Origin of the sequence: Aquamicrobium segne, from assembly GCF_042656785.1 — a bacterium.
Classification (GTDB): domain Bacteria; phylum Pseudomonadota; class Alphaproteobacteria; order Rhizobiales; family Rhizobiaceae; genus Mesorhizobium; species Mesorhizobium segne.
Map to the genome: position 1 here is coordinate 1 of NZ_JBHSLL010000037.1, position 19,390 is coordinate 19,390.

Sequence of the window (19,390 nt, forward strand, 5' to 3'; positions counted from 1 at the left end):
ATGGTCAACGTGACCAATCGTGCCAATGTTCACATGAGGCTTATTGCGCTCGAATTTACCTTTTGCCATGTGAGATCTCCATTCCTGCTTGCCCACCGGGGCGTTGAATTAAGTTACAAGCAACCCGTGGGGGCTTATGCGTATTTCTTCTGCACTTCCTGCGCCACGGCGGTCGGAACCGGCTCGTAGTGGTCGAACTGCATGGTGTATTGTGCGCGACCCTGCGACATGGAGCGCAAAGTATCGACATATTTGAACATGTTGGCCAGCGGAACCATGGAATTGATGACCACGGCAATGCCACGGGCTTCCTGTCCCTGGATTTGACCACGACGGCTGTTCAGGTCGCCGATGATGTTTCCGACATATTCTTCCGGCGTAACAACTTCGACCTTCATGACCGGCTCAAGCAGCTGCACACCCAGTTTCGATGCAGCTTCGCGGAAGCAGGCCCGTGCAGCGATTTCAAATGCCAGTACCGAGGAGTCAACATCGTGGAAAGCACCATCGATGAGGGTTGCCTTCACACCAATCATCGGGAAGCCGGCAAACGGACCCGAAGACATGATGCTTTCGATACCCTTCTGAACGCCGGGGATGTATTCCTTGGGAACGGCACCACCGACAATCTTGGACTCGAACTGGTAATCCTCGCTCTCGCTGTTCGGCTCGAACACAACCTTGACGCGGGCAAACTGACCCGTGCCACCGGTCTGCTTCTTATGCGTGTAGTCCTGCTCATGCGAACGGGTGATCGTTTCGCGATAAGCAACCTGGGGAGCGCCAACATTGGCCTCGACCTTGAACTCGCGCTTCATGCGATCGACAATGATGTCGAGGTGAAGCTCACCCATGCCAGCAATGATGGTCTGACCGCTTTCTTCATCGGTCTTGACGCGGAAGGACGGATCTTCAGCAGCCAGACGATGCAGCGCAAGGCCCATCTTTTCCTGGTCCGCCTTGGTCTTCGGCTCAATGGCGATCTGGATAACCGGCTCAGGAAAATCCATACGCTCCAGAATGACCGGGGACAAAGGATCGCACAGCGTGTCACCCGTGCCCGTCTCTTTCAGACCGGCAAGCGCGATGATGTCGCCAGCAAAAGCCTCATCAACGTCAGAGCGCGAATTGGAATGCATCTGCAACATACGGCCGATGCGCTCCTTCTTGCCCTTGACGGTGTTTTCAATCGACATGCCCTTGGTGATCTTGCCTGAATAGATACGGGCAAAAGTCAGCGAACCGACGAAGGGGTCGTTCATGACCTTGAAGGCCAGCATGGACAGCGGCTCATCATCCGTCGAGTGACGAACGATTTCTTCTTCGGTCTTGGCGTCGATACCCTTGATCGGCGGAATTTCATCCGGGGCCGGAAGATAATCGATCACAGCATCCAGAAGCGGCTGAACGCCCTTGTTCTTGAAGGCCGTACCACAGAACACCGGATGGAACTTGACGTCGATGGTTCCTTTGCGAACCAGCGCACGCAACTCATCAACCGAAGGAATATTGCCTTCAAGATAGGCATTCATCGCGTCATCATCCATCTCGACAGCCGTCTCGATGAGCTTTTCGCGATATTCTTCAGCCTTGGCCTGCAAATCAGCAGGAATATCAACGACATCCCACTGCGCACCAAGCGCCTCATCATGCCAGACCAGCGCCTTCATCTCAAGAAGATCGATGACGCCCTTGAAATCATTCTCGGCACCAATCGGAATCTGCATGGCCAGCGGCACAGCACCCAGACGCGACTTGATCATGTCGAGGCAACGGAAGAAATCCGCGCCGATCTTGTCCATCTTGTTGCAGAAAATCATCCGTGGAACGTCATACTTCTCGGCCTGACGCCAGACGGTCTCGGTCTGCGGCTCGACGCCCGCATTGGAGTCCAGCAGGGTGATGGCGCCATCGAGCACGCGCAAGGAACGCTCAACCTCAATGGTGAAGTCAACGTGGCCGGGGGTGTCGATAATATTGAAACGACGATCCTTGCCGTCACGGCCCCGCCAGGACGTGGTGGTTGCAGCCGAGGTGATCGTGATGCCACGCTCCTGCTCCTGCTCCATCCAGTCCATGGTCGAGGCGCCATCATGCGTCTCGCCCATTTTATGGTTCTTACCTGTGTAATACAGGATGCGCTCGGTCGTGGTCGTCTTGCCGGCATCGATGTGAGCCATGATGCCGAAATTACGATATTCGTGAATTGGATATTCGCGGGCCATGGGAGTGCCTCTCTTCTTCTTTCGCGCTTACCAGCGGTAATGCGCAAAGGCGCGGTTGGCTTCGGCCATCTTGTGAGTGTCTTCGCGCTTCTTGACAGCGGTGCCACGATTATTGGCGGCATCCATCAACTCGCCCGACAGACGATCAATCATGGTGGTCTCATTGCGGTTGCGCGCAGCAGCGATCAGCCAGCGGATGGCCAGCGCCTGACGGCGCTCAGGGCGAACATCGACCGGAACCTGATAGGTGGCGCCACCAACACGGCGCGAACGCACCTCCACATGCGGCGCGACATTGTCGAGCGCCTGATGGAAAACCGTAACCGGCTCCTGCTTGGCCCGCGACTGGACCTGATCGAGAGCACCATAAACGATGCCTTCGGCTATCGACTTCTTGCCATCATACATGATGGCGTTCATAAACTTGGTGATGACCAGATCGCCGAACTTCGGGTCCGGGTTGATCTCACGCTTTTCTGCACTGTGACGACGGGACATGCTGTTGTCTCTCTATCTTTCGCGCGGCGCCTGCAAAGAAGCACCAAGCCGCAAACTTACTTCGGACGCTTGGCGCCGTATTTGGAGCGACGCTGCTTGCGGTTCTTGACACCTTGCGTATCGAGTACGCCGCGGATGATGTGGTAGCGCACACCTGGAAGATCCTTGACGCGACCGCCGCGGATCATGACCACAGAGTGCTCCTGAAGGTTATGGCCTTCACCTGGAATATAACCGATGACCTCAAAACCATTGGTCAGGCGGATCTTCGCAACCTTGCGCAGGGCAGAGTTCGGCTTCTTCGGCGTCGTTGTGTAAACGCGCGTGCAGACGCCCCGCTTCTGCGGATTCTGCTGCATGGCCGGGACTTTGTTGCGCACTGCCGGCGCTTTGCGCGGCTTGCGGATCAGCTGGTTGACGGTAGGCATTAAACCCTCTTGTCTCTCAATTCCATATCTCAAACCCAGTCAGGGCAGCGCAAGAATCATTTCCATACCAAAATTCGGGCCACAAACCGCCTCTTGCGGTGCTGCCCGAACAAAAAGCAGAGGAAGCGTTTTTCGCTTCTTGCATGCCGGAAATGTCTTTCGTTCGTAAAATGAACCCTGTTTGAGGCTAACTCCGGGGCGTGTCACCCTGGAAAGGAAAGTCTCACATTGGTTCTGACTGCGCGGCTTCTACGCTCTAGCCTTGGTTTCGTCAACCCCGTGACGCCAGATTCTGTAGGTGAAGCGGCGTTTTGCCTGCCTCGATTAAGAATCTTTCGTACCGGTGGGCAGTTGCGCATTATATTGTCACGTTCCATTCTGGTCTTCAAGGCCGGTTCATGCGATCCGGGCGTCAGAAAGCCTCAATAACTGCCATCAAGACGGGAATCATTCATGAACGAGACGGAATCACCGGATCAGGACCGGGCTGTCACCATCATCATTGGCCGGGTATGGCGTCGCAAGGGCGGAAAGAGCGAAGGCGTCCATATCATGCTCATCGCCCCCGACGACGATTCGGCCGTGCGGCGCGCGCTGGATTCACTGGCGGCAGAAGGTTATGCAGAAGCCGAACTCGATCAGATCGGCGACATGGAAGGCGAGCCTGATGATGAACCGCATCTGTCTGCCTATCAGGGCGCACTTGAAGGCGAGGTTTCCATTATCACCTTCGACCAGGCTGACTGACCAATCAGGGACAAGGATGCATTATCAATCCCCCTCCCCTTTTCCCCCTTCCCAGAGAGACAATTTACGAATTCTCCTCTGGGAATTTGTCTTGCAGCCCTTCCTCCCGGCCTTGTGTGAATTGACAGGGGTCTGAACAAAGAGCAATTTCTGTTCTTGCAGAATAACAATTGTTCTGGAATCGGAACATTTCGGAGGGAAATATGGACGCGTTTCTCAGTGGCCTTAAAGCCATTATCGATACGCTCGGGGCGACAGTTCTCCTGCCCGGGGTCATCTTCATCATCGCGCTCATTCTTGGCGCAAAAGCGGGCAAGGCCTTCCGGGCTGCTGTCACCATTGGTGTTGCCTTTATCGGTATCAATCTGGTGCTTGGCCTGATGCTTGGCACAATTGGCGATTCAGCTCAGGCCATCGTCAACAATACAGGCATCAAGCGCGACATTGTTGATGTCGGCTGGCCGTCGGCTGCGGCCATCGCTTTTGGCTCATCGGTTGGCCTATGGGTCATCCCGATTGCCATCATCGTCAATATAATCCTGCTGATGACGCGGCTGACACGCACACTTAATGTCGATGTCTGGAATTTCTGGCATTTTGCCTTCATCGGCTCGCTGGCAACGGCTGCAACCGGCAGTATCGGCTATGGGCTGACTATTGCAGCACTGATGTCTGCGCTGGCGCTGCTGTTTGCCGACTGGTCAGCGCGGGCTGTCCAGAAATTTTATGGCGTTCCGGGCGTATCCGTCCCGCATCTGGCTTCAGCCCAGATTCTGCCCATCGCCATTGTCGTCAACTGGATCATCGATCGCATTCCCGTCATCAACAAGATCGACATGAGCACCGAAGCCATTGAGCGCAGGCTTGGCGTGTTTGGTGAACCTGTCGTGCTGGGTCTGATCATCGGTCTCGTGATCGGTGTGATCGCCTATTATAATGCGGGTGACGCCAGCACTGTCATTTCCAAGGTGTTGCAAACCGGCATGACGCTAGCTGCCGCCATGTTGCTGTTGCCACGCATGGTCAAGATTCTCATGGAAGGTCTTATTCCCGTTTCGGAAGCCGCCCATGAATTCGTACGCAAGCGGGCCGGTGACCGTGAATTGCTGGTGGGGCTGGATTCGGCCATTCTGATCGGCCATCCGGCTGCCATCTCGTCGTCGCTGATCCTGGTGCCGATTGCCATTCTCCTGTCGATATTCCTGCCCGGAAACCGCGTCATCCTGTTTGCTGACCTGGCGGTTATTCCCTTCCTCGTGGCCATGACGGCCCCGGTCCTGCGCGGCAATGTCTTTCGCATGGTCGTGGTTGGCACCATCACGCTTGCCGCCGGTTTTTATGTGGCAAATGCACTGGCGCCACTGTTTACCGGTGCAGCGGTTGATGCAGGCTTCACCATGCCAGCCAATGCGGTGCAGATTACCTCTGTGGTCGATGGCTTCTTGTGGATTTCTTATGTTGTGGTTGCTGCAGTTCAGAATCTCGCCGTAATCGGCCTGTTCCTGCTCGCTGCAATCATTGCCCTGTGCTTCTGGCTCTACCAGCGCAATACCGCCGCATGGGAGCGGGCCGCAGGTGCAGACGATGAGGACGCCACATCAACAAGCCAGGTTTAGGAACTGTTCATATGTCAAACGCCCTTGCCGGATACATTGAAAGCGAAGCTATCGCGATCAAGGCAAAAGCCACGTCGAGCGAGGAGGTCATCCGCCTTCTGGCCGCGAGGCTGGAAAAGCTCGGCTATGTCCGGCCAAGCTATGCCGAAGCTGTTCTGGCAAGGGAAGCACATATGCCCACAGGCCTGCCGATGGGGCGCGACAGCAATGTTGCCGTGCCCCATACAGACCCAGAACATGTTCTAAAGCCCGGAATAGCTCTGGCAATACTGGAAAATCCGGTGGTTTTTGCCAATATGGAAGACCCGCAAGAAGCTGTGCCGGTGGGGCTGGTGTTCATGCTGGCGCTGAACGACAAAGACAAGCAAATCGAAATGCTGCAACAGATCATGTTGACCATTCAGGATGAGGACTTAAGCAACCGGCTGCTCAACACCACCAATTCCGCCGAGGCGCTGGCGCTTCTCAATGGCGCTCAACATGGAGATAACCCGAAATGACCTTGCGAAAAAACGTGCTGTTTGCCTGCGGGACAGGAGTGGCCACCTCAACACTGGTCTCACATGCAGTCACCGAGGCCATGAAGGAACGCGATATCATCATCAATTCCAATCAGTGCAAGGCAACGGAAGTCCGCTCCATGCTCAATGGCATTGATCTGGTGGTTTCAACCACGCAATTGCCAGCAGACCTTGGCGTTCCGGTCATCACCACCCTCGCCTTCCTGACAGGCATGGGCAAGAGTGAAGCACTCGACAAGATCGAGGCTGCCTTGCGCGACAACTGATCTTTACGAGATCACCCCAAAACAGCAAAAAGGCCGCCGGAGTGATCCGGCGGCCTTTTTGTTGGGCTGTTCATGCAAGCCAGATGAACGCAACTGGCTTGCATGAATGTTTTTATTGTGCAGCCGTCGTGGTCATGTCAGTCAGCATGGCGTCTGCCGTCTGCGCCGCTGAAGCCTTGCGGCGCTCGTCAAGGATCAACTCGTCACGCGATGTGGCGATGCGCCGGATCTGGCTCATCTGTCCACCCGTACCCGCCGGGATCAGGCGGCCAACGATGACGTTTTCCTTCAAGCCCTGCAACATGTCGGTCTTGCCGGCAACGGCTGCCTCGGTCAGCACGCGCGTCGTCTCCTGGAACGAGGCGGCCGAGATAAAGGATGGCGTTTGCAGCGAGGCCTTGGTGATGCCCAGCAGCACCGGCTGGCCGGAAGCCGGCTTCTTGCCTTCCTCGATCAGACGATCATTGATCTCATCAAGTTCGACCGTATCGACATGATCGCCCGGAATATAGGTCGAGTCACCCTGTTCCGTGATTTCCACCTTTTGCAGCATCTGGCGAACGATCACTTCAATGTGCTTGTCGTTGATCGACACGCCTTGCAAACGATAGACTTCCTGAATCTCGTTGACGAGATAGGAGGCCAGCGCCTCAACGCCGCGAATGGCCAGAATATCATGCGGTGCGGGATTGCCATCGAGAATATACTCACCCTTCTCGATCACGTCTCCATCCTGAAGATGGAACGGCTTGCCCTTCGGAATCAGATATTCTGCATTCTCAATCGTCTCATCATGCGACTCGATGATGATGCGACGCTTGTTCTTGTAGTCGCGACCATAGCGAACCGTGCCATCGATCTCGGCAATGACGGCATGATCCTTCGGACGGCGAGCCTCAAACAGTTCGGCAACCCGTGGCAGACCACCGGTGATGTCCTTGGTCTTGGCGCTTTCCATCGGCACACGGGCCAGAACGTCACCGGGACGAACCTGTGCACCCGGCTCCACCGAAAGAATGGCCTCGACCGAAAGCAGGAAGCGCGCCTCGCTGCCCTTGGACAGCTTGGCAATCTTGCCCTTGGCGTCCTGAACAACGATTGCAGGCTTGAGGTCGGCGCCACGTGGCGTGGAGCGCCAGTCGATGACCTCACGCTTGGTGATACCGGTCGATTCATCGGCTGTTTCCTGCACCGAAATGCTTTCAACCAGATCCTCGAACTCGACCCGACCCTCAACTTCGGTCAGCACCGGACGGGTGTAGGGGTCCCATTCAGCAATACGCTGGCCACGCTTTACCTTGTCGCCATCATCAACAAAGATGCGCGAACCATAGGTCAGGCGATGCGTGGCACGCTCCTTGCCGGCCTCATCAAGAATGAGAACCGCCATGTTGCGGCCCATGACCACAAGGTGGCCATCGGAGTTGCGCACCACATTGCGGTTGCGGATCGCAACCGTGCCCTCATAAGAGGCCTCAAGGAAGGAGGAGTCCACCACCTGCGCCGTACCACCCATATGGAAGGTGCGCATGGTCAACTGCGTGCCCGGCTCACCGATCGACTGCGCAGCAATAACGCCCACAGCCTCACCGATATTGACCGGCGTACCACGCGCCAGATCACGACCGTAGCAAACGGCGCACACACCAGTGCGCACGTCACAGGTCAGCGCCGAGCGGATGCGAACCGACTGGACACCAGCCTTCTCGATCGCCTCGATGTCGCGCTCATCCATCAGCCTGCCAGCCTTCACCAGAACCTCGCCGGAAACCGGATGAAGGATATCATCGAGCGCCGTACGGCCAAGAACACGCTGACCAACCGAGGCGACCACCTGACCGGCATCAACGATCGGCTGCATGGTCAGGCCCCTGTCGGTGCCGCAATCAGGCGTGGTGACGATGCAGTCTTGCGCCACGTCAACCAGACGGCGGGTCAGATAGCCCGAGTTGGCCGTCTTCAGCGCCGTATCGGCCAGGCCCTTGCGTGCCCCGTGGGTTGAGTTGAAATATTCAAGAACGGTCAGACCTTCCTTGAAGTTGGAAATGATCGGCGTCTCGATGATCTCGCCGCTCGGCTTGGCCATCAGGCCGCGCATACCGGCAAGCTGACGCATCTGGGTGGGCGAACCACGCGCTCCCGAATGCGACATCATATAGATCGAGTTCATCGGCTTTTGACGGCCATTCTCGTCGAACTCGACCGCCTTGATGCGGCCCATCATTTCCTCGGCAACTTTTTCCGAGCACTTGGCCCAGGCATCGACCACCTTGTTGTACTTCTCGCCCTGTGTGATCAGGCCGTCATTATATTGCTGTTCATATTCCTTGGCGAGCGCCTCGGTATCGGTCACCAGCCTGGCCTTGGTATCAGGAATGAGCATGTCATCCTTGCCAAACGAAATACCGGCGCGGCAGGCATGGCCAAAGCCAAGCTGCATGATCCGGTCACAGAAAATGACCGTCTCCTTCTGGCCGCAGTGGCGATAGACGATATCGATCATCTTGGAGATGTTTTTCTTGGTCATCTCCTGATTGGCAATATCGAACGGCACATCATGGTTCTTCGGCAGAAGTTCACCAATGATCATGCGGCCCGGTGTCGTCTCATAAATTTTTGAAACCGGCTTGCCTTCAGCATCAACGGTCTTGAAGCGACCCTTGATCTTGGCATGCAGCGTTACAGCCTTGGTTTCAAGCGCATGCTGCATCTCGCCCATATCGGCAAACACCATGCCCTCGCCCGGCTCGTTCTGGTTCATGAGCGACAGATAATAAAGCCCCAGAACCATATCCTGCGACGGCACGATGATCGGCGCGCCAGATGCCGGGTGCAGGATGTTGTTGGTCGACATCATCAGCACACGCGCCTCAAGCTGCGCTTCCAGCGACAGCGGCACGTGAACGGCCATCTGGTCACCGTCAAAGTCAGCATTGAACGCAGTACAGACCAGCGGATGAAGCTGGATGGCCTTGCCTTCAATCAGCACCGGCTCAAAAGCCTGAATGCCGAGGCGGTGCAGCGTCGGCGCGCGGTTAAGCAGCACCGGATGTTCGCGGATCACCTCATCAAGAATATCCCAGACCTCGGGACGCTCTTTTTCAACCAGCTTCTTGGCCTGCTTGACGGTTGAGGAAAAGCCTTTTGCGTCAAGACGCGCATAGATGAACGGCTTGAACAGCTCCAGCGCCATCTTTTTCGGCAAACCGCATTGATGCAGCAGCAATTCAGGACCGGTGACGATGACCGAACGGCCTGAATAGTCAACGCGCTTGCCCAGCAGGTTCTGGCGGAAGCGGCCCTGCTTGCCCTTGAGCATGTCCGACAGCGACTTGAGCGGGCGCTTGTTGGCGCCGGTGATGACACGGCCACGGCGACCATTGTCAAACAAGGCGTCAACGGCTTCCTGCAACATGCGCTTTTCATTGCGCACAATGATGCCGGGCGCGCGAAGCTCGATCAGACGCTTCAGACGGTTGTTACGGTTGATGACGCGGCGGTAAAGATCGTTGAGATCAGACGTTGCAAAACGACCGCCATCCAGCGGCACCAGCGGGCGCAGATCCGGCGGAATGACCGGAATGACCTTCATGATCATCCATTCGGGGCGATTGCCGGACTCGATGAAGTTTTCAACCACCTTGAGACGACGCAGCAATTTCTTCTGCTTCAGCTCAGATGTCGTGCTCGCAAGTTCGGAGCGCAGATCGCCAGCGATATTATCCAGTTCCATCGAGCCAAGAAGCTCCTGGATCGCCTCGGCGCCGATCATGGCGGTAAAGCTGTCCTCGCCATATTCGTCCACAGCCAGCATATACTCTTCTTCCGAGAGAAGCTGGTTTTCCTGCAACGCCGTCAGACCCGGCTCGGTGACGATATAGTTCTCGAAATAAAGAACCCGCTCAATGTCCTTGAGCGTCATGTCGAGCAACATGCCGATGCGGGAAGGCAGCGATTTCAAAAACCAGATATGCGCAACGGGTGCCGCCAGTTCAATATGGCCCATGCGCTCGCGCCGCACCCGCGAAAGCGTAACCTCAACGCCGCATTTTTCGCAGATGACGCCCTTGTATTTCATACGCTTATATTTGCCGCACAAGCACTCATAGTCCTTGATCGGACCGAAGATGCGCGCGCAAAACAGACCGTCACGCTCCGGCTTGAACGTGCGGTAATTGATCGTCTCCGGCTTCTTGATCTCGCCGAAGGACCACGACAGGATTTTTTCAGGGCTGGCGAGCGAAATCCGGATGGAATCGAACACCTGAGCCGGTGCCTGCGGGTTGAAGAGATTCATGACCTCTTGGTTCATGCCATTCTCCTTTGCGGGGTTTTTTCAAAAATGCCCCAATTTCGTTTTCATGCGGCGCTGAAAGTCCGCCAGAACCGGCCTTGACCGGAAAATTCATGTAAAGCCCGTGAAAGGCTGTGGTGGTCGCGCCATAAAACGCGACCACTTGAGCGTATCGCCTATTCGGCGGCTTCCGGCATCTGTGCTGCCGGGCCATCTTCCTGTCTGGTGTTTTCCAGTTCAACATTCAGACCAAGCGAACGCATTTCCTTGACCAGAACGTTGAAGCTTTCAGGAATACCCGCCTCAAACGTATCGTCACCACGCACGATAGCCTCATAGACCTTGGTGCGGCCGGCCACGTCATCCGACTTGACGGTGAGCATTTCCTGAAGCGTGTAGGCTGCGCCATAAGCTTCAAGCGCCCACACCTCCATCTCACCGAAGCGCTGACCACCGAACTGCGCCTTGCCGCCCAGCGGCTGCTGGGTGACGAGCGAGTATGGACCGATGGAGCGGGCATGGATCTTGTCGTCGACCAGGTGGTGCAGCTTGAGCATGTAAATATAGCCCATGGTCACCTTGCGATCGAAAGGTTCGCCGGTGCGCCCGTCATAAAGCTGCGACTGACCCGATGTGTGCAGGCCGGCCTGCGTCAACATATGGTCAATATCGGCCTCATTGGCGCCGTCAAACACCGGCGTGGCGATCGAAACGCCGCGCCGCATCTGTTCACCCAGACGCACGACAGATTCATCATCATAATCGCGAACCGGCTCGTTTCGGTCATTTTCGGGAATGACCGATTCAACCGTCTCACGCAAAGGCTTGATATCGCCACCGGCCTTGTAGGCATCGATCAGTTCACCGATCTTCTTGCCCATACCGGCGCAAGCCCAGCCCAGATGGGTTTCCAGAATCTGACCGACATTCATACGCGACGGCACACCGAGCGGATTGAGCACGATGTCGGCATGGGTTCCATCTTCCAGGAACGGCATGTCTTCCACCGGCACAATGCGCGATACCACGCCCTTGTTGCCATGACGGCCAGCCATCTTGTCGCCCGGCTGCATCTTGCGCTTCACAGCCACAAAGACCTTGACCATCTTCATGACGCCCGGAAGCATCTCATCGCCGCGCTGGACCTTTTCGACCTTGTCCATGAAACGCTGTTCCAGCGCCTTTTTGGAGTCGTCATACTGGCCGCGCAGAGCTTCCAGTTCGCTCTGAAGCCTTTCATCTTCAACAGCAAACTGCCACCATTGCGAACGCGGATAATCGTTGAGCGCCTCACGCGTCAGCGCAGTTCCCTTCTTGAAGCCCTTTGGCCCGGCAATTCCTTCCTTGCCATCGAGCATGTCAGCCAGACGCGCATAGACGTTGCGGTCGAGAATTGCCTGCTCGTCATCGCGGTCCTTGGCGAGGTGTTCGATCTCCTCGCGCTCGATCGCCATGGCGCGCTCGTCCTTCTCCACACCGTGGCGGTTGAAGACACGAACTTCCACCACCGTGCCGAACGTGCCCGGGGGCATGCGCATGGAGGTGTCACGCACGTCGGAGGCTTTTTCACCAAAAATGGCGCGCAACAGCTTTTCTTCCGGCGTCATCGGGCTTTCGCCCTTTGGCGTGATCTTGCCGACAAGAATGTCACCCGGCTGCACTTCGGCACCGATATAGACAATGCCCGCCTCATCGAGATTCTTCAGCGCCTCTTCCGAGACGTTTGGAATATCACGGGTAATCTCTTCCGGCCCAAGCTTGGTATCGCGCGCCATGACCTCAAATTCCTCGATATGGATCGAGGTGAAAATGTCATCGGCCACGATCCGCTCTGACAGCAGGATCGAGTCTTCGTAATTGTAGCCATTCCACGGCATGAACGCGACCAGCACGTTGCGGCCAAGCGCCAGATCGCCCAGATCGGTCGACGGACCATCGGCAATGATGTCGCCTCTGTTGACGCGGTCACCCACCTTCACCAGCGGACGCTGATTGATGCAGGTTGACTGGTTGGAGCGCTGGAACTTCATCAGGCGATAAATATCAACGCCTGATTTGCCCGGATCGAGATCTTCCGTAGCGCGAATAACGATACGGGTGGCGTCCACCTGATCGACGACACCGCCGCGGCGTGCGCCAATGGCAGCCCCTGAATCACGCGCAACGATCGACTCCATGCCGGTGCCGACAAACGGCGCTTCGGCACGCACCAGCGGCACAGCCTGACGCTGCATGTTGGACCCCATCAAGGCGCGGTTGGCATCGTCATTTTCAAGGAAGGGAATGAGCGCGGCTGCAACCGAAACCATCTGCTTGGGCGAAACGTCCATCAGATCGATCATTTCGCGCGGCGCCATCATCACCTCACCGGCATTCCGGCAGATGACAAATTCATCGACAAAGCTTCCATTCGCATCCAGATCGGCATTGGCCTGCGCCACAAAATGCTTGGCCTCTTCCATTGCCGACAGATAGACGACATCATTGGTCAGCTTGCCGTCCACGATCTTGCGATACGGGCTTTCGATGAAACCGTATTTATTGACGCGGGCGAAAGTGGCCAGCGAGTTGATCAGACCGATATTGGGGCCTTCAGGCGTCTCGATCGGGCAGATGCGGCCATAATGGGTCGGATGCACGTCGCGCACTTCAAAACCGGCACGCTCGCGGGTCAGACCACCTGGCCCAAGAGCCGACAGGCGGCGCTTGTGGGTGATTTCCGACAGCGGATTGGTCTGGTCCATGAACTGCGACAATTGCGAGGAGCCAAAGAACTCACGCACGGCAGCCGCCGCTGGCTTGGCATTGATCAGATCCTGCGGCATGACCGTGTCGATCTCGATCGACGACATGCGCTCCTTGATGGCGCGCTCCATGCGCAGCAAACCGACGCGATACTGGTTTTCCATCAATTCACCGACCGAACGCACCCGGCGGTTGCCGAGATTGTCGATGTCATCGATTTCACCCTTGCCGTCGCGCAGATCAACCAGCGTCTTGACGACAGCCAGAATGTCTTCCTTGCGCAACACACGCACGGTGTCTTCAGCATCCTGCTCAAGACGCATATTCATCTTGACGCGACCGACCGCCGAAAGGTCGTAACGCTCAGGATCAAAGAACAATGAGTTGAACATCGCCTCGGCTGTTTCAAGCGTTGGCGGCTCGCCCGGACGCATGACACGATAAATGTCAAACAGCGCATCCTGACGGCCCTCATTCTTGTCAACGGCCAGTGTGTTACGGATATAGGCGCCGATATTCACATGGTCGATATCGAGAATCTGGATTTTTTCCTCGCCCGTGCCAAGCAGCACTTTCAAGGTCTTTTCATCGATCTCGTCGCCAGCTTCCAGATAGATTTCACCGGTCTGATAGTTGACCAGATCTTCAGCCAGATAATTGCCGATCAGATCCTCATCGGTTGCCTTGATGGCCTTCAGGCCCTTTTCGGCCAATTGGCGCGCCTGGCGCACAGTGATCTTCTTGCCCATCTCGACCATGACTTCGCCGGTATCGGCATCAACCAGATCATCGATGGTCTTCAGACCCTTGAAGCGCTCGACATCGTAAGGAATGCGCCAGTGGTCGCCCGTTCTTGTGTAAGTGATCTTGTTATAGAAGGTTGACAGAATGTCTTCGCCATCCATGCCCAGCGCCATCAACAGCGTGGTTACCGGAATTTTGCGGCGGCGATCGATGCGCGCATGAACGACATCCTTGGCGTCGAACTCGATATCGAGCCACGACCCGCGATAGGGAATGACGCGCGACGCAAACAAGAGCTTGCCCGAGGAATGGGTCTTGCCCTTGTCATGATCGAAAAACACGCCCGGCGAACGGTGCATCTGCGAAACGATCACACGCTCGGTGCCGTTGACGATGAAGGTGCCGTTGGAGGTCATCAACGGCATGTCGCCCATATAGACATCCTGCTCCTTGATGTCCTTGATCGACTTGGCGCCGGTATCTTCATCAATATCGAACACGATCAGCCGCAGCGTCACCTTGAGCGGCGCCGAATAGGTCAGATCGCGCTGACGGCATTCCTCAACGTCGAATTTGGGGGCTTCAAATTCATATTTGACAAATTCCAGCATTGAAGCGCCGGAAAAATCCGAAATCGGGAATACAGACTTGAAAACAGCCTGCAAACCTTCGTCGCCGCGGCCGCCTTCCGGCTCCTCGACCATCAGGAACTGGTCGTAGGACGCCTTTTGAACCTCGATCAGGTTCGGCATCTCGGCCACTTCGGGGATTTTTCCGAAAAACTTTCTGACGCGCCTGCGGCCATTGAAAGTCTGGGTCTGGGCCATAATAGCTCCTTCGCTCACATCTCGGGGCAAACCACACCGGGGCTCGCCTTGCCTCCGGGCCGCTGACAAAACAGCAGCCATGTCCAAAACAGGTGAAAACCTGTTTCCTGAAAGCCGCTTTCGGCCATCAGGAAAGAGGTTCTCCAACTCAAAAACGCGGGCTCCTGTTCCCTTGAGAGGCTTTTGTTCTCAAAGGCGGCGGATGGTTTTCTTTTTTAAAAAAAACCACCCGCCAGAACCCGTGCTGTTACTTCAGCTCAACCTTGGCGCCAGCAGCTTCAAGCTGGGCCTTGATCTTTTCGGCTTCATCCTTGGCCACGCCTTCCTTGACAGGCTTGGGAGCAGCTTCAACCAGATCCTTGGCTTCCTTGAGGCCCAGGCCGGTGATAGCGCGGACTTCCTTGATGACCTCGATCTTCTTGGCGCCAGCTTCGGCAAGAACGACGTCAAATTCGCTCTTTTCTTCTTCAGCGGCAGCAGCACCACCGCCACCGCCAGCAGCAGCAGCAGCCACAGGAGCAGCGGCAGACACGCCCCACTTTTCTTCCAGCAGCTTCGACAGTTCGGCAGCCTCAAGAACGGTCAGCGCCGACAGGTCTTCAACGATTTTGGCAAGATCAGCCATGTTTATATTCCTTTAATAAAGATTCGAACGTGTTGTTATTTGGGCGAGGAACGGCCTCACGCCGCCTCGTTCTTCCGGGCATAAGCGCCGATAACGCGCGCGACATTGCCTGCCGGTGCGTTGACGACCTGTGCAATCCGGGTTGCCGGGGTGGAAATCATACCCACCAACTTGGCACGCAGCTCGTCGAGCGACGGAAGCGAGGCCAGAGCCTTCACACCATCGGGATCGAGCGAGGTCTTGCCCATTGCGCCGCCGAGAATGACAAGCTTGTCATTGCCCTTGGCGAAATCGGACGCGACCTTTGGAGCTGCAACCGGATCGTCCGAATAGGCAATCAGCGTCTGTCCTGAGAACAGATCGATGATACCTTCGGATTCAGTGCCCTGAAGAGCGATTTTGGCGAGGCGGTTCTTCGCGACTTTGACGGTTCCACCCGCAGCACGCATCTTCACACGAAGATCGTTCATCTGCGCAACGGTGATCCCGGCATAGTGGGCCACGACAACTGAACCGGCGCCTTTGAAGGCGACGTTCAGTTCCGCGACAAGTTCGCGTTTTTCCGCTCTATCCACTGCCTATCTCCAGTTGACCCCCACACCATTTACGATGCAGGCGTCGGGTTGCCTTTTGCCGGTCATCTCAGCCCTTGAAAAACAGAGCTTCATGATCGACGTTTCGAGGATCCTGTCCCCTTTCCGCCACACCCGAAAGCGTACAGACAAAAGGCACACACGGTTCAAACCTTGCTCTGGAAGCATAAAAACCTCCAGTATCCGGTCTTCACCCGTCTCATGCAGACCCGTTTGAATTAAGGACCACCTTTTAAAAAGAGGCCCGTCTGCAATCTCGGACAGGATGCCGGGGTTTTTACACCCCGGCTTTCCAGCCCCTGCCAAAGCAAGAGCGGGAATATCATGCTGACCGCCGCTTGTGCGGCAATCAGCAAAAATCATCAGGAAATGGCCAGAGATGCCAAATCCAGCTTCAGACCCGGGCCCATGGTTGAAGACAAGGCCACGCGCTTGAGGTAAACACCCTTGGCGCCAGTCGGCTTGGCCTTGTTGACCGCATCGGCAAACGCGCGGATATTTTCTTCCAGCGCCTTGGCGTCGAAAGACACCTTACCAATACCACCATGCACGATACCGGCCTTTTCAACGCGAAATTCAACCGCGCCACCCTTCGAGGCCTGAACCGCACCCGCCACATCAGGCGTCACAGTTCCAACCTTGGGATTGGGCATCATGCCGCGAGGGCCAAGCACCTTGCCCAGACGACCGACCAGCGGCATCATGTCCGGGGTGGCAATGCAGCGATCAAAATTGATCTCGCCCTTCTGGACGATCTCAACCAGATCTTCGGCGCCGACAATATCTGCACCGGCAGCCTTGGCTTCATCAGCCTTGTCACCACGGGCAAACACGGCAACACGCACCGTACGACCCGTACCATTGGGCAGATTGACCACACCGCGGACCATCTGGTCGGCATGGCGCGGGTCAACGCCCAGATTCATCGAGATTTCAACGGTCTCGTCAAACTTCACCGACGAGCGATCCTTGAGAAGCTGAACGGCCTCACCCAGATCATAGAGCTTGTCGGGATCAAGACCCTCACGAAATTTTGCTACACGCTTGGACAGTTTTGCCATCTGATCAGCCCACCACTTCCAGGCCCATCGAACGGGCAGAACCTTCGACCATACGCATCGCCGCGTCCACGTCGTTGGCGTTAAGATCCTTCATCTTGGCTTCAGCGATTTCGCGCAGCTTGTCACGGCTGATTTCACCAGCCTTGATCTTGCCCGCCTCTTTGGAACCGGACTTCAAATTCAGGGCCTTCTTCAGGAAATAAGCCACCGGAGGTGTCTTCATGGTGAAGGTGAAGGACTTGTCCTGATAATAGGTGATCACCACAGGAATGGGCGAACCTTTTTCCATCTCCTGGCTCTGCGCGTTGAACGCCTTGCAGAATTCCATGATGTTGATGCCACGCTGACCAAGCGCAGGACCGATCGGGGGCGACGGTGTCGCCGAACCCGCAGGAACCTGAAGCTTGAGCTGGCCTGCTACTTTCTTAGCCATTTCTCAATCTGCCTTATCTCATGCCAGCTTCGAGAGCCGGCGGTTGCAGCCTGGTGGTTCGGTTCATGCGACCGGCTAAGCCGCCCTTGCCTCCCACCACTCAAGCAGCGCATCAAAATGCGCTGCCCTTAAACACCCCTCAAAAGAAGGGCATTATGCGGGTCAGCCCTTTTCGACCTGCCCGAACTCCAGATCGACCGGCACGGCACGACCAAAGATCGAAACCTCGACCTTGAGACGCGCGCGCTCCTCATCGACCTCCTGAACGAAACCATTAAAGGAAGCAAAAGGCCCATCCGAAACACGGATCGCCTCGCCAATTTCAAAGGTAACAGACGGCTTTGGCCGATCCACACCTTCCTGCACCTGAGACAGGATACGCTCCGCCTCATGATCAGGAATATGCATCGGCTTGGCCGTATGCCTGTCCTCTCCGAGAAAACCGGTTACACGCGGCGTATTCTTGACCAGTGAAATCACGGCGTCATTGAGATCGGCCTTCATCAGCACATAGCCGGGGAAAAATTTGCGCTCGGCATCGACCTTCTTGCCGCGACGCACCTCGACCACCTTCTCGGTCGGCACCACGATCTGTTCGATCCTGTCGCTCAGACCCTTCTGACGGGCCTTGTTCTCAATGTCGTCCGCCACCTTCTTCTCGAAGTTGGAATAGGCGTGAACGATGTACCAGCGCGCGGTCATATGAAAAACTTCTCCGTAATCGCCGAATTCAACGCCCGATATTGAGGATCAGCTCGACAGCCAGACCCATGATCTGATCAGCGGCAAAAAAGAAAACCATCGCCAGCATAGAAAAAATCAGAACCATGATGGTGGAGATAATCGTCTCGCGCCGCGTCGGCCATGTCACCTTGCTGGTCTCGGAGCGAACCTGCTGAAGAAAGACAAAAGGATTGGTGGTCTTCGACGCCATATACTGCTCTGCTTTCAGGGTCCTGGGCAGAACCCTCTGGATGATCCCGCTTAACGGGACGTGAGACATGAAGAGCTATCAATCACGAATCGATAAACTGCTGCATTCATGCAAATCAGACGCGCAAAGCCACACTTCTGGCTTCACGCGTCGCGTGTCTGTCAACATCTACATAAATCTGATTCCCTGCACACGCAAGGGGGCAAGCATCTGATTTATGGGCACACCGCATCGGAACCATCCAGTCGTCCCGTCCCGGCTATGCAGATCTTATCTCACAGCCCGCCCCAAAAGGCAACCAAGGGCTGGATTTTACTCTTCCGGTCTTCCAGTGTGGCCTTTCCGGAAAAATTTTTCTTCAGTGAAAAAATGGCAGGGGCAGCAGGGCTCGAACCCGCGACCTGCGGTTTTGGAGACCGCCGCTCTACCAACTGAGCTATACCCCTACTTCAAATCATCAGGCCAATTCGATTGCGGGCCTGAAGAACTGCCCGTTCCTAATCGGTTCCAGCCAAAGCTTCAAGCGATTTTGAACGGAAATTGGCGGCCCCTCCACAGGAACCGCCAAAATCACAATGTCTTATTCGACGATTGCGGCAACGATACCGGCGCCGACGGTGCGACCACCTTCACGGATAGCAAAGCGCAGGCGCTCTTCCATGGCGATCGGAACGATCAGTTCCACATCAACCGTGATGTTGTCGCCAGGCATCACCATCTCGGTGCCTTCAGGAAGCGTCACAATACCGGTCACGTCCGTGGTGCGGAAATAGAACTGCGGACGGTAGTTGTTGAAGAACGGCGTATGACGGCCACCCTCTTCCTTCGTCAGA

General features: G+C 56.0%; 17 protein-coding genes and 1 tRNA gene. 4 read left to right on the forward strand and 14 right to left on the reverse strand.

Going from position 1 to position 19,390, the window contains the following annotated elements:
- Positions 1 to 134: 134 nt before the first annotated feature.
- The 3 genes from fusA to rpsL are packed head-to-tail and all read right to left on the reverse strand — an operon-like array spanning position 135 to position 3,151.
- Positions 135 to 2,225 (reverse strand): elongation factor G, encoded by a 2,091-nt coding sequence (gene fusA / locus ACFPLB_RS11470; protein ID WP_378229710.1) that lies wholly within the window; start codon positions 2,223 to 2,225, stop codon positions 135 to 137.
- A gap of 27 nt (positions 2,226 to 2,252) precedes the next feature.
- Complete coding sequence (gene rpsG, locus ACFPLB_RS11475) at positions 2,253 to 2,723, reverse strand: 30S ribosomal protein S7 (protein ID WP_378229712.1); 471 nt, start codon at positions 2,721 to 2,723, stop codon at positions 2,253 to 2,255.
- Between the two features lie 56 nt (positions 2,724 to 2,779).
- Complete coding sequence (rpsL, locus tag ACFPLB_RS11480) at positions 2,780 to 3,151, reverse strand: 30S ribosomal protein S12 (RefSeq protein ID WP_035033399.1); 372 nt, start codon at positions 3,149 to 3,151, stop codon at positions 2,780 to 2,782.
- Positions 3,152 to 3,604: 453 nt separating this feature from the next.
- Between rpsL and ACFPLB_RS11485 the strand changes: the two genes are divergently transcribed.
- The 4 genes from ACFPLB_RS11485 (at position 3,605) to ACFPLB_RS11500 (ending at position 6,301) form a co-directional block, all read left to right on the forward strand.
- Complete coding sequence (locus ACFPLB_RS11485; RefSeq protein WP_378229714.1) at positions 3,605 to 3,898, forward strand: transcriptional regulator; 294 nt, start codon at positions 3,605 to 3,607, stop codon at positions 3,896 to 3,898.
- Between the two features lie 203 nt (positions 3,899 to 4,101).
- Positions 4,102 to 5,514, forward strand: a complete 1,413-nt coding sequence (locus tag ACFPLB_RS11490) for a PTS galactitol transporter subunit IIC (RefSeq protein ID WP_378229716.1) — start codon at positions 4,102 to 4,104, stop codon at positions 5,512 to 5,514.
- 11 nt (positions 5,515 to 5,525) lie between these two features.
- Positions 5,526 to 6,014: a PTS sugar transporter subunit IIA gene (locus ACFPLB_RS11495; protein WP_378229718.1), complete on the forward strand. Its 489-nt coding sequence runs from the start codon at positions 5,526 to 5,528 to the stop codon at positions 6,012 to 6,014.
- Positions 6,011 to 6,301: a PTS sugar transporter subunit IIB gene (locus tag ACFPLB_RS11500; protein WP_378229720.1), complete on the forward strand. Its 291-nt coding sequence runs from the start codon at positions 6,011 to 6,013 to the stop codon at positions 6,299 to 6,301. The genes ACFPLB_RS11495 and ACFPLB_RS11500 overlap by 4 nt, the downstream gene beginning before the upstream one ends.
- A 112-nt stretch (positions 6,302 to 6,413) precedes the next feature.
- Here ACFPLB_RS11500 and rpoC read toward each other — a convergent pair whose 3' ends face one another.
- The 11 genes from rpoC to ACFPLB_RS11555 form a co-directional block, all read right to left on the reverse strand.
- The gene (rpoC, locus tag ACFPLB_RS11505) at positions 6,414 to 10,613 is read right to left on the reverse strand and encodes a DNA-directed RNA polymerase subunit beta' (protein WP_378229722.1); all 4,200 of its coding nucleotides are present in this window, start codon (positions 10,611 to 10,613) and stop codon (positions 6,414 to 6,416) included.
- Between the two features lie 158 nt (positions 10,614 to 10,771).
- Positions 10,772 to 14,911: a DNA-directed RNA polymerase subunit beta gene (gene rpoB / locus ACFPLB_RS11510; protein ID WP_378229724.1), complete on the reverse strand. Its 4,140-nt coding sequence runs from the start codon at positions 14,909 to 14,911 to the stop codon at positions 10,772 to 10,774.
- 247 nt (positions 14,912 to 15,158) lie between these two features.
- Complete coding sequence (rplL, locus tag ACFPLB_RS11515; RefSeq protein ID WP_378229726.1) at positions 15,159 to 15,536, reverse strand: 50S ribosomal protein L7/L12; 378 nt, start codon at positions 15,534 to 15,536, stop codon at positions 15,159 to 15,161.
- Positions 15,537 to 15,592: 56 nt separating this feature from the next.
- Positions 15,593 to 16,111, reverse strand: a complete 519-nt coding sequence (gene rplJ / locus ACFPLB_RS11520) for a 50S ribosomal protein L10 (RefSeq protein ID WP_378229728.1) — start codon at positions 16,109 to 16,111, stop codon at positions 15,593 to 15,595.
- A 3-nt stretch (positions 16,112 to 16,114) separates the two neighbouring features.
- On the reverse strand, positions 16,115 to 16,492 hold the full coding sequence (locus ACFPLB_RS11525; RefSeq protein ID WP_378229730.1) for a hypothetical protein: 378 nt from the start codon (positions 16,490 to 16,492) through the stop codon (positions 16,115 to 16,117).
- A complete protein-coding gene (gene rplA, locus ACFPLB_RS11530) occupies positions 16,492 to 17,190 on the reverse strand; it encodes a 50S ribosomal protein L1 (RefSeq protein ID WP_378229732.1) in 699 nt (232 codons plus the stop codon). The genes ACFPLB_RS11525 and rplA overlap by 1 nt, the downstream gene beginning before the upstream one ends.
- Before the next feature lie 4 nt (positions 17,191 to 17,194).
- Complete coding sequence (gene rplK / locus ACFPLB_RS11535; RefSeq protein WP_378229734.1) at positions 17,195 to 17,623, reverse strand: 50S ribosomal protein L11; 429 nt, start codon at positions 17,621 to 17,623, stop codon at positions 17,195 to 17,197.
- A gap of 162 nt (positions 17,624 to 17,785) precedes the next feature.
- Positions 17,786 to 18,325 (reverse strand): transcription termination/antitermination protein NusG, encoded by a 540-nt coding sequence (gene nusG / locus ACFPLB_RS11540; RefSeq protein ID WP_378229736.1) that lies wholly within the window; start codon positions 18,323 to 18,325, stop codon positions 17,786 to 17,788.
- Between the two features lie 28 nt (positions 18,326 to 18,353).
- Positions 18,354 to 18,557, reverse strand: a complete 204-nt coding sequence (gene secE, locus ACFPLB_RS11545; protein ID WP_378229738.1) for a preprotein translocase subunit SecE — start codon at positions 18,555 to 18,557, stop codon at positions 18,354 to 18,356.
- 370 nt (positions 18,558 to 18,927) lie between these two features.
- Positions 18,928 to 19,003 (reverse strand) — tRNA-Trp (locus ACFPLB_RS11550).
- A 134-nt stretch (positions 19,004 to 19,137) separates the two neighbouring features.
- A partial coding sequence (locus tag ACFPLB_RS11555) for an EF-Tu C-terminal domain-related protein (protein ID WP_465251469.1) occupies positions 19,138 to 19,390 on the reverse strand: 253 nt, incomplete at its 5' end.

Coding starts and splice junctions, on each gene's coding strand:
- rpoB (WP_378229724.1), bottom strand. CDS start 14,911: ATGGCCCAGACCCAGACTTTCAATGGCCGCAGGCGCGTCAGAAAGTTT.
- rplK (WP_378229734.1), bottom strand. CDS start 17,623: ATGGCTAAGAAAGTAGCAGGCCAGCTCAAGCTTCAGGTTCCTGCGGGT.
- rpoC (WP_378229722.1), bottom strand. CDS start 10,613: ATGAACCAAGAGGTCATGAATCTCTTCAACCCGCAGGCACCGGCTCAG.
- rpsL (WP_035033399.1), bottom strand. CDS start 3,151: ATGCCTACCGTCAACCAGCTGATCCGCAAGCCGCGCAAAGCGCCGGCA.
- secE (WP_378229738.1), bottom strand. CDS start 18,557: ATGGCGTCGAAGACCACCAATCCTTTTGTCTTTCTTCAGCAGGTTCGC.
- rplL (WP_378229726.1), bottom strand. CDS start 15,536: ATGGCTGATCTTGCCAAAATCGTTGAAGACCTGTCGGCGCTGACCGTT.
- ACFPLB_RS11490 (WP_378229716.1), top strand. CDS start 4,102: ATGGACGCGTTTCTCAGTGGCCTTAAAGCCATTATCGATACGCTCGGG.
- ACFPLB_RS11500 (WP_378229720.1), top strand. CDS start 6,011: ATGACCTTGCGAAAAAACGTGCTGTTTGCCTGCGGGACAGGAGTGGCC.
- ACFPLB_RS11485 (WP_378229714.1), top strand. CDS start 3,605: ATGAACGAGACGGAATCACCGGATCAGGACCGGGCTGTCACCATCATC.
- fusA (WP_378229710.1), bottom strand. CDS start 2,225: ATGGCCCGCGAATATCCAATTCACGAATATCGTAATTTCGGCATCATG.
- rplA (WP_378229732.1), bottom strand. CDS start 17,190: ATGGCAAAACTGTCCAAGCGTGTAGCAAAATTTCGTGAGGGTCTTGAT.
- ACFPLB_RS11525 (WP_378229730.1), bottom strand. CDS start 16,492: ATGATTTTTGCTGATTGCCGCACAAGCGGCGGTCAGCATGATATTCCC.
- nusG (WP_378229736.1), bottom strand. CDS start 18,325: ATGACCGCGCGCTGGTACATCGTTCACGCCTATTCCAACTTCGAGAAG.
- ACFPLB_RS11495 (WP_378229718.1), top strand. CDS start 5,526: ATGTCAAACGCCCTTGCCGGATACATTGAAAGCGAAGCTATCGCGATC.
- rpsG (WP_378229712.1), bottom strand. CDS start 2,723: ATGTCCCGTCGTCACAGTGCAGAAAAGCGTGAGATCAACCCGGACCCG.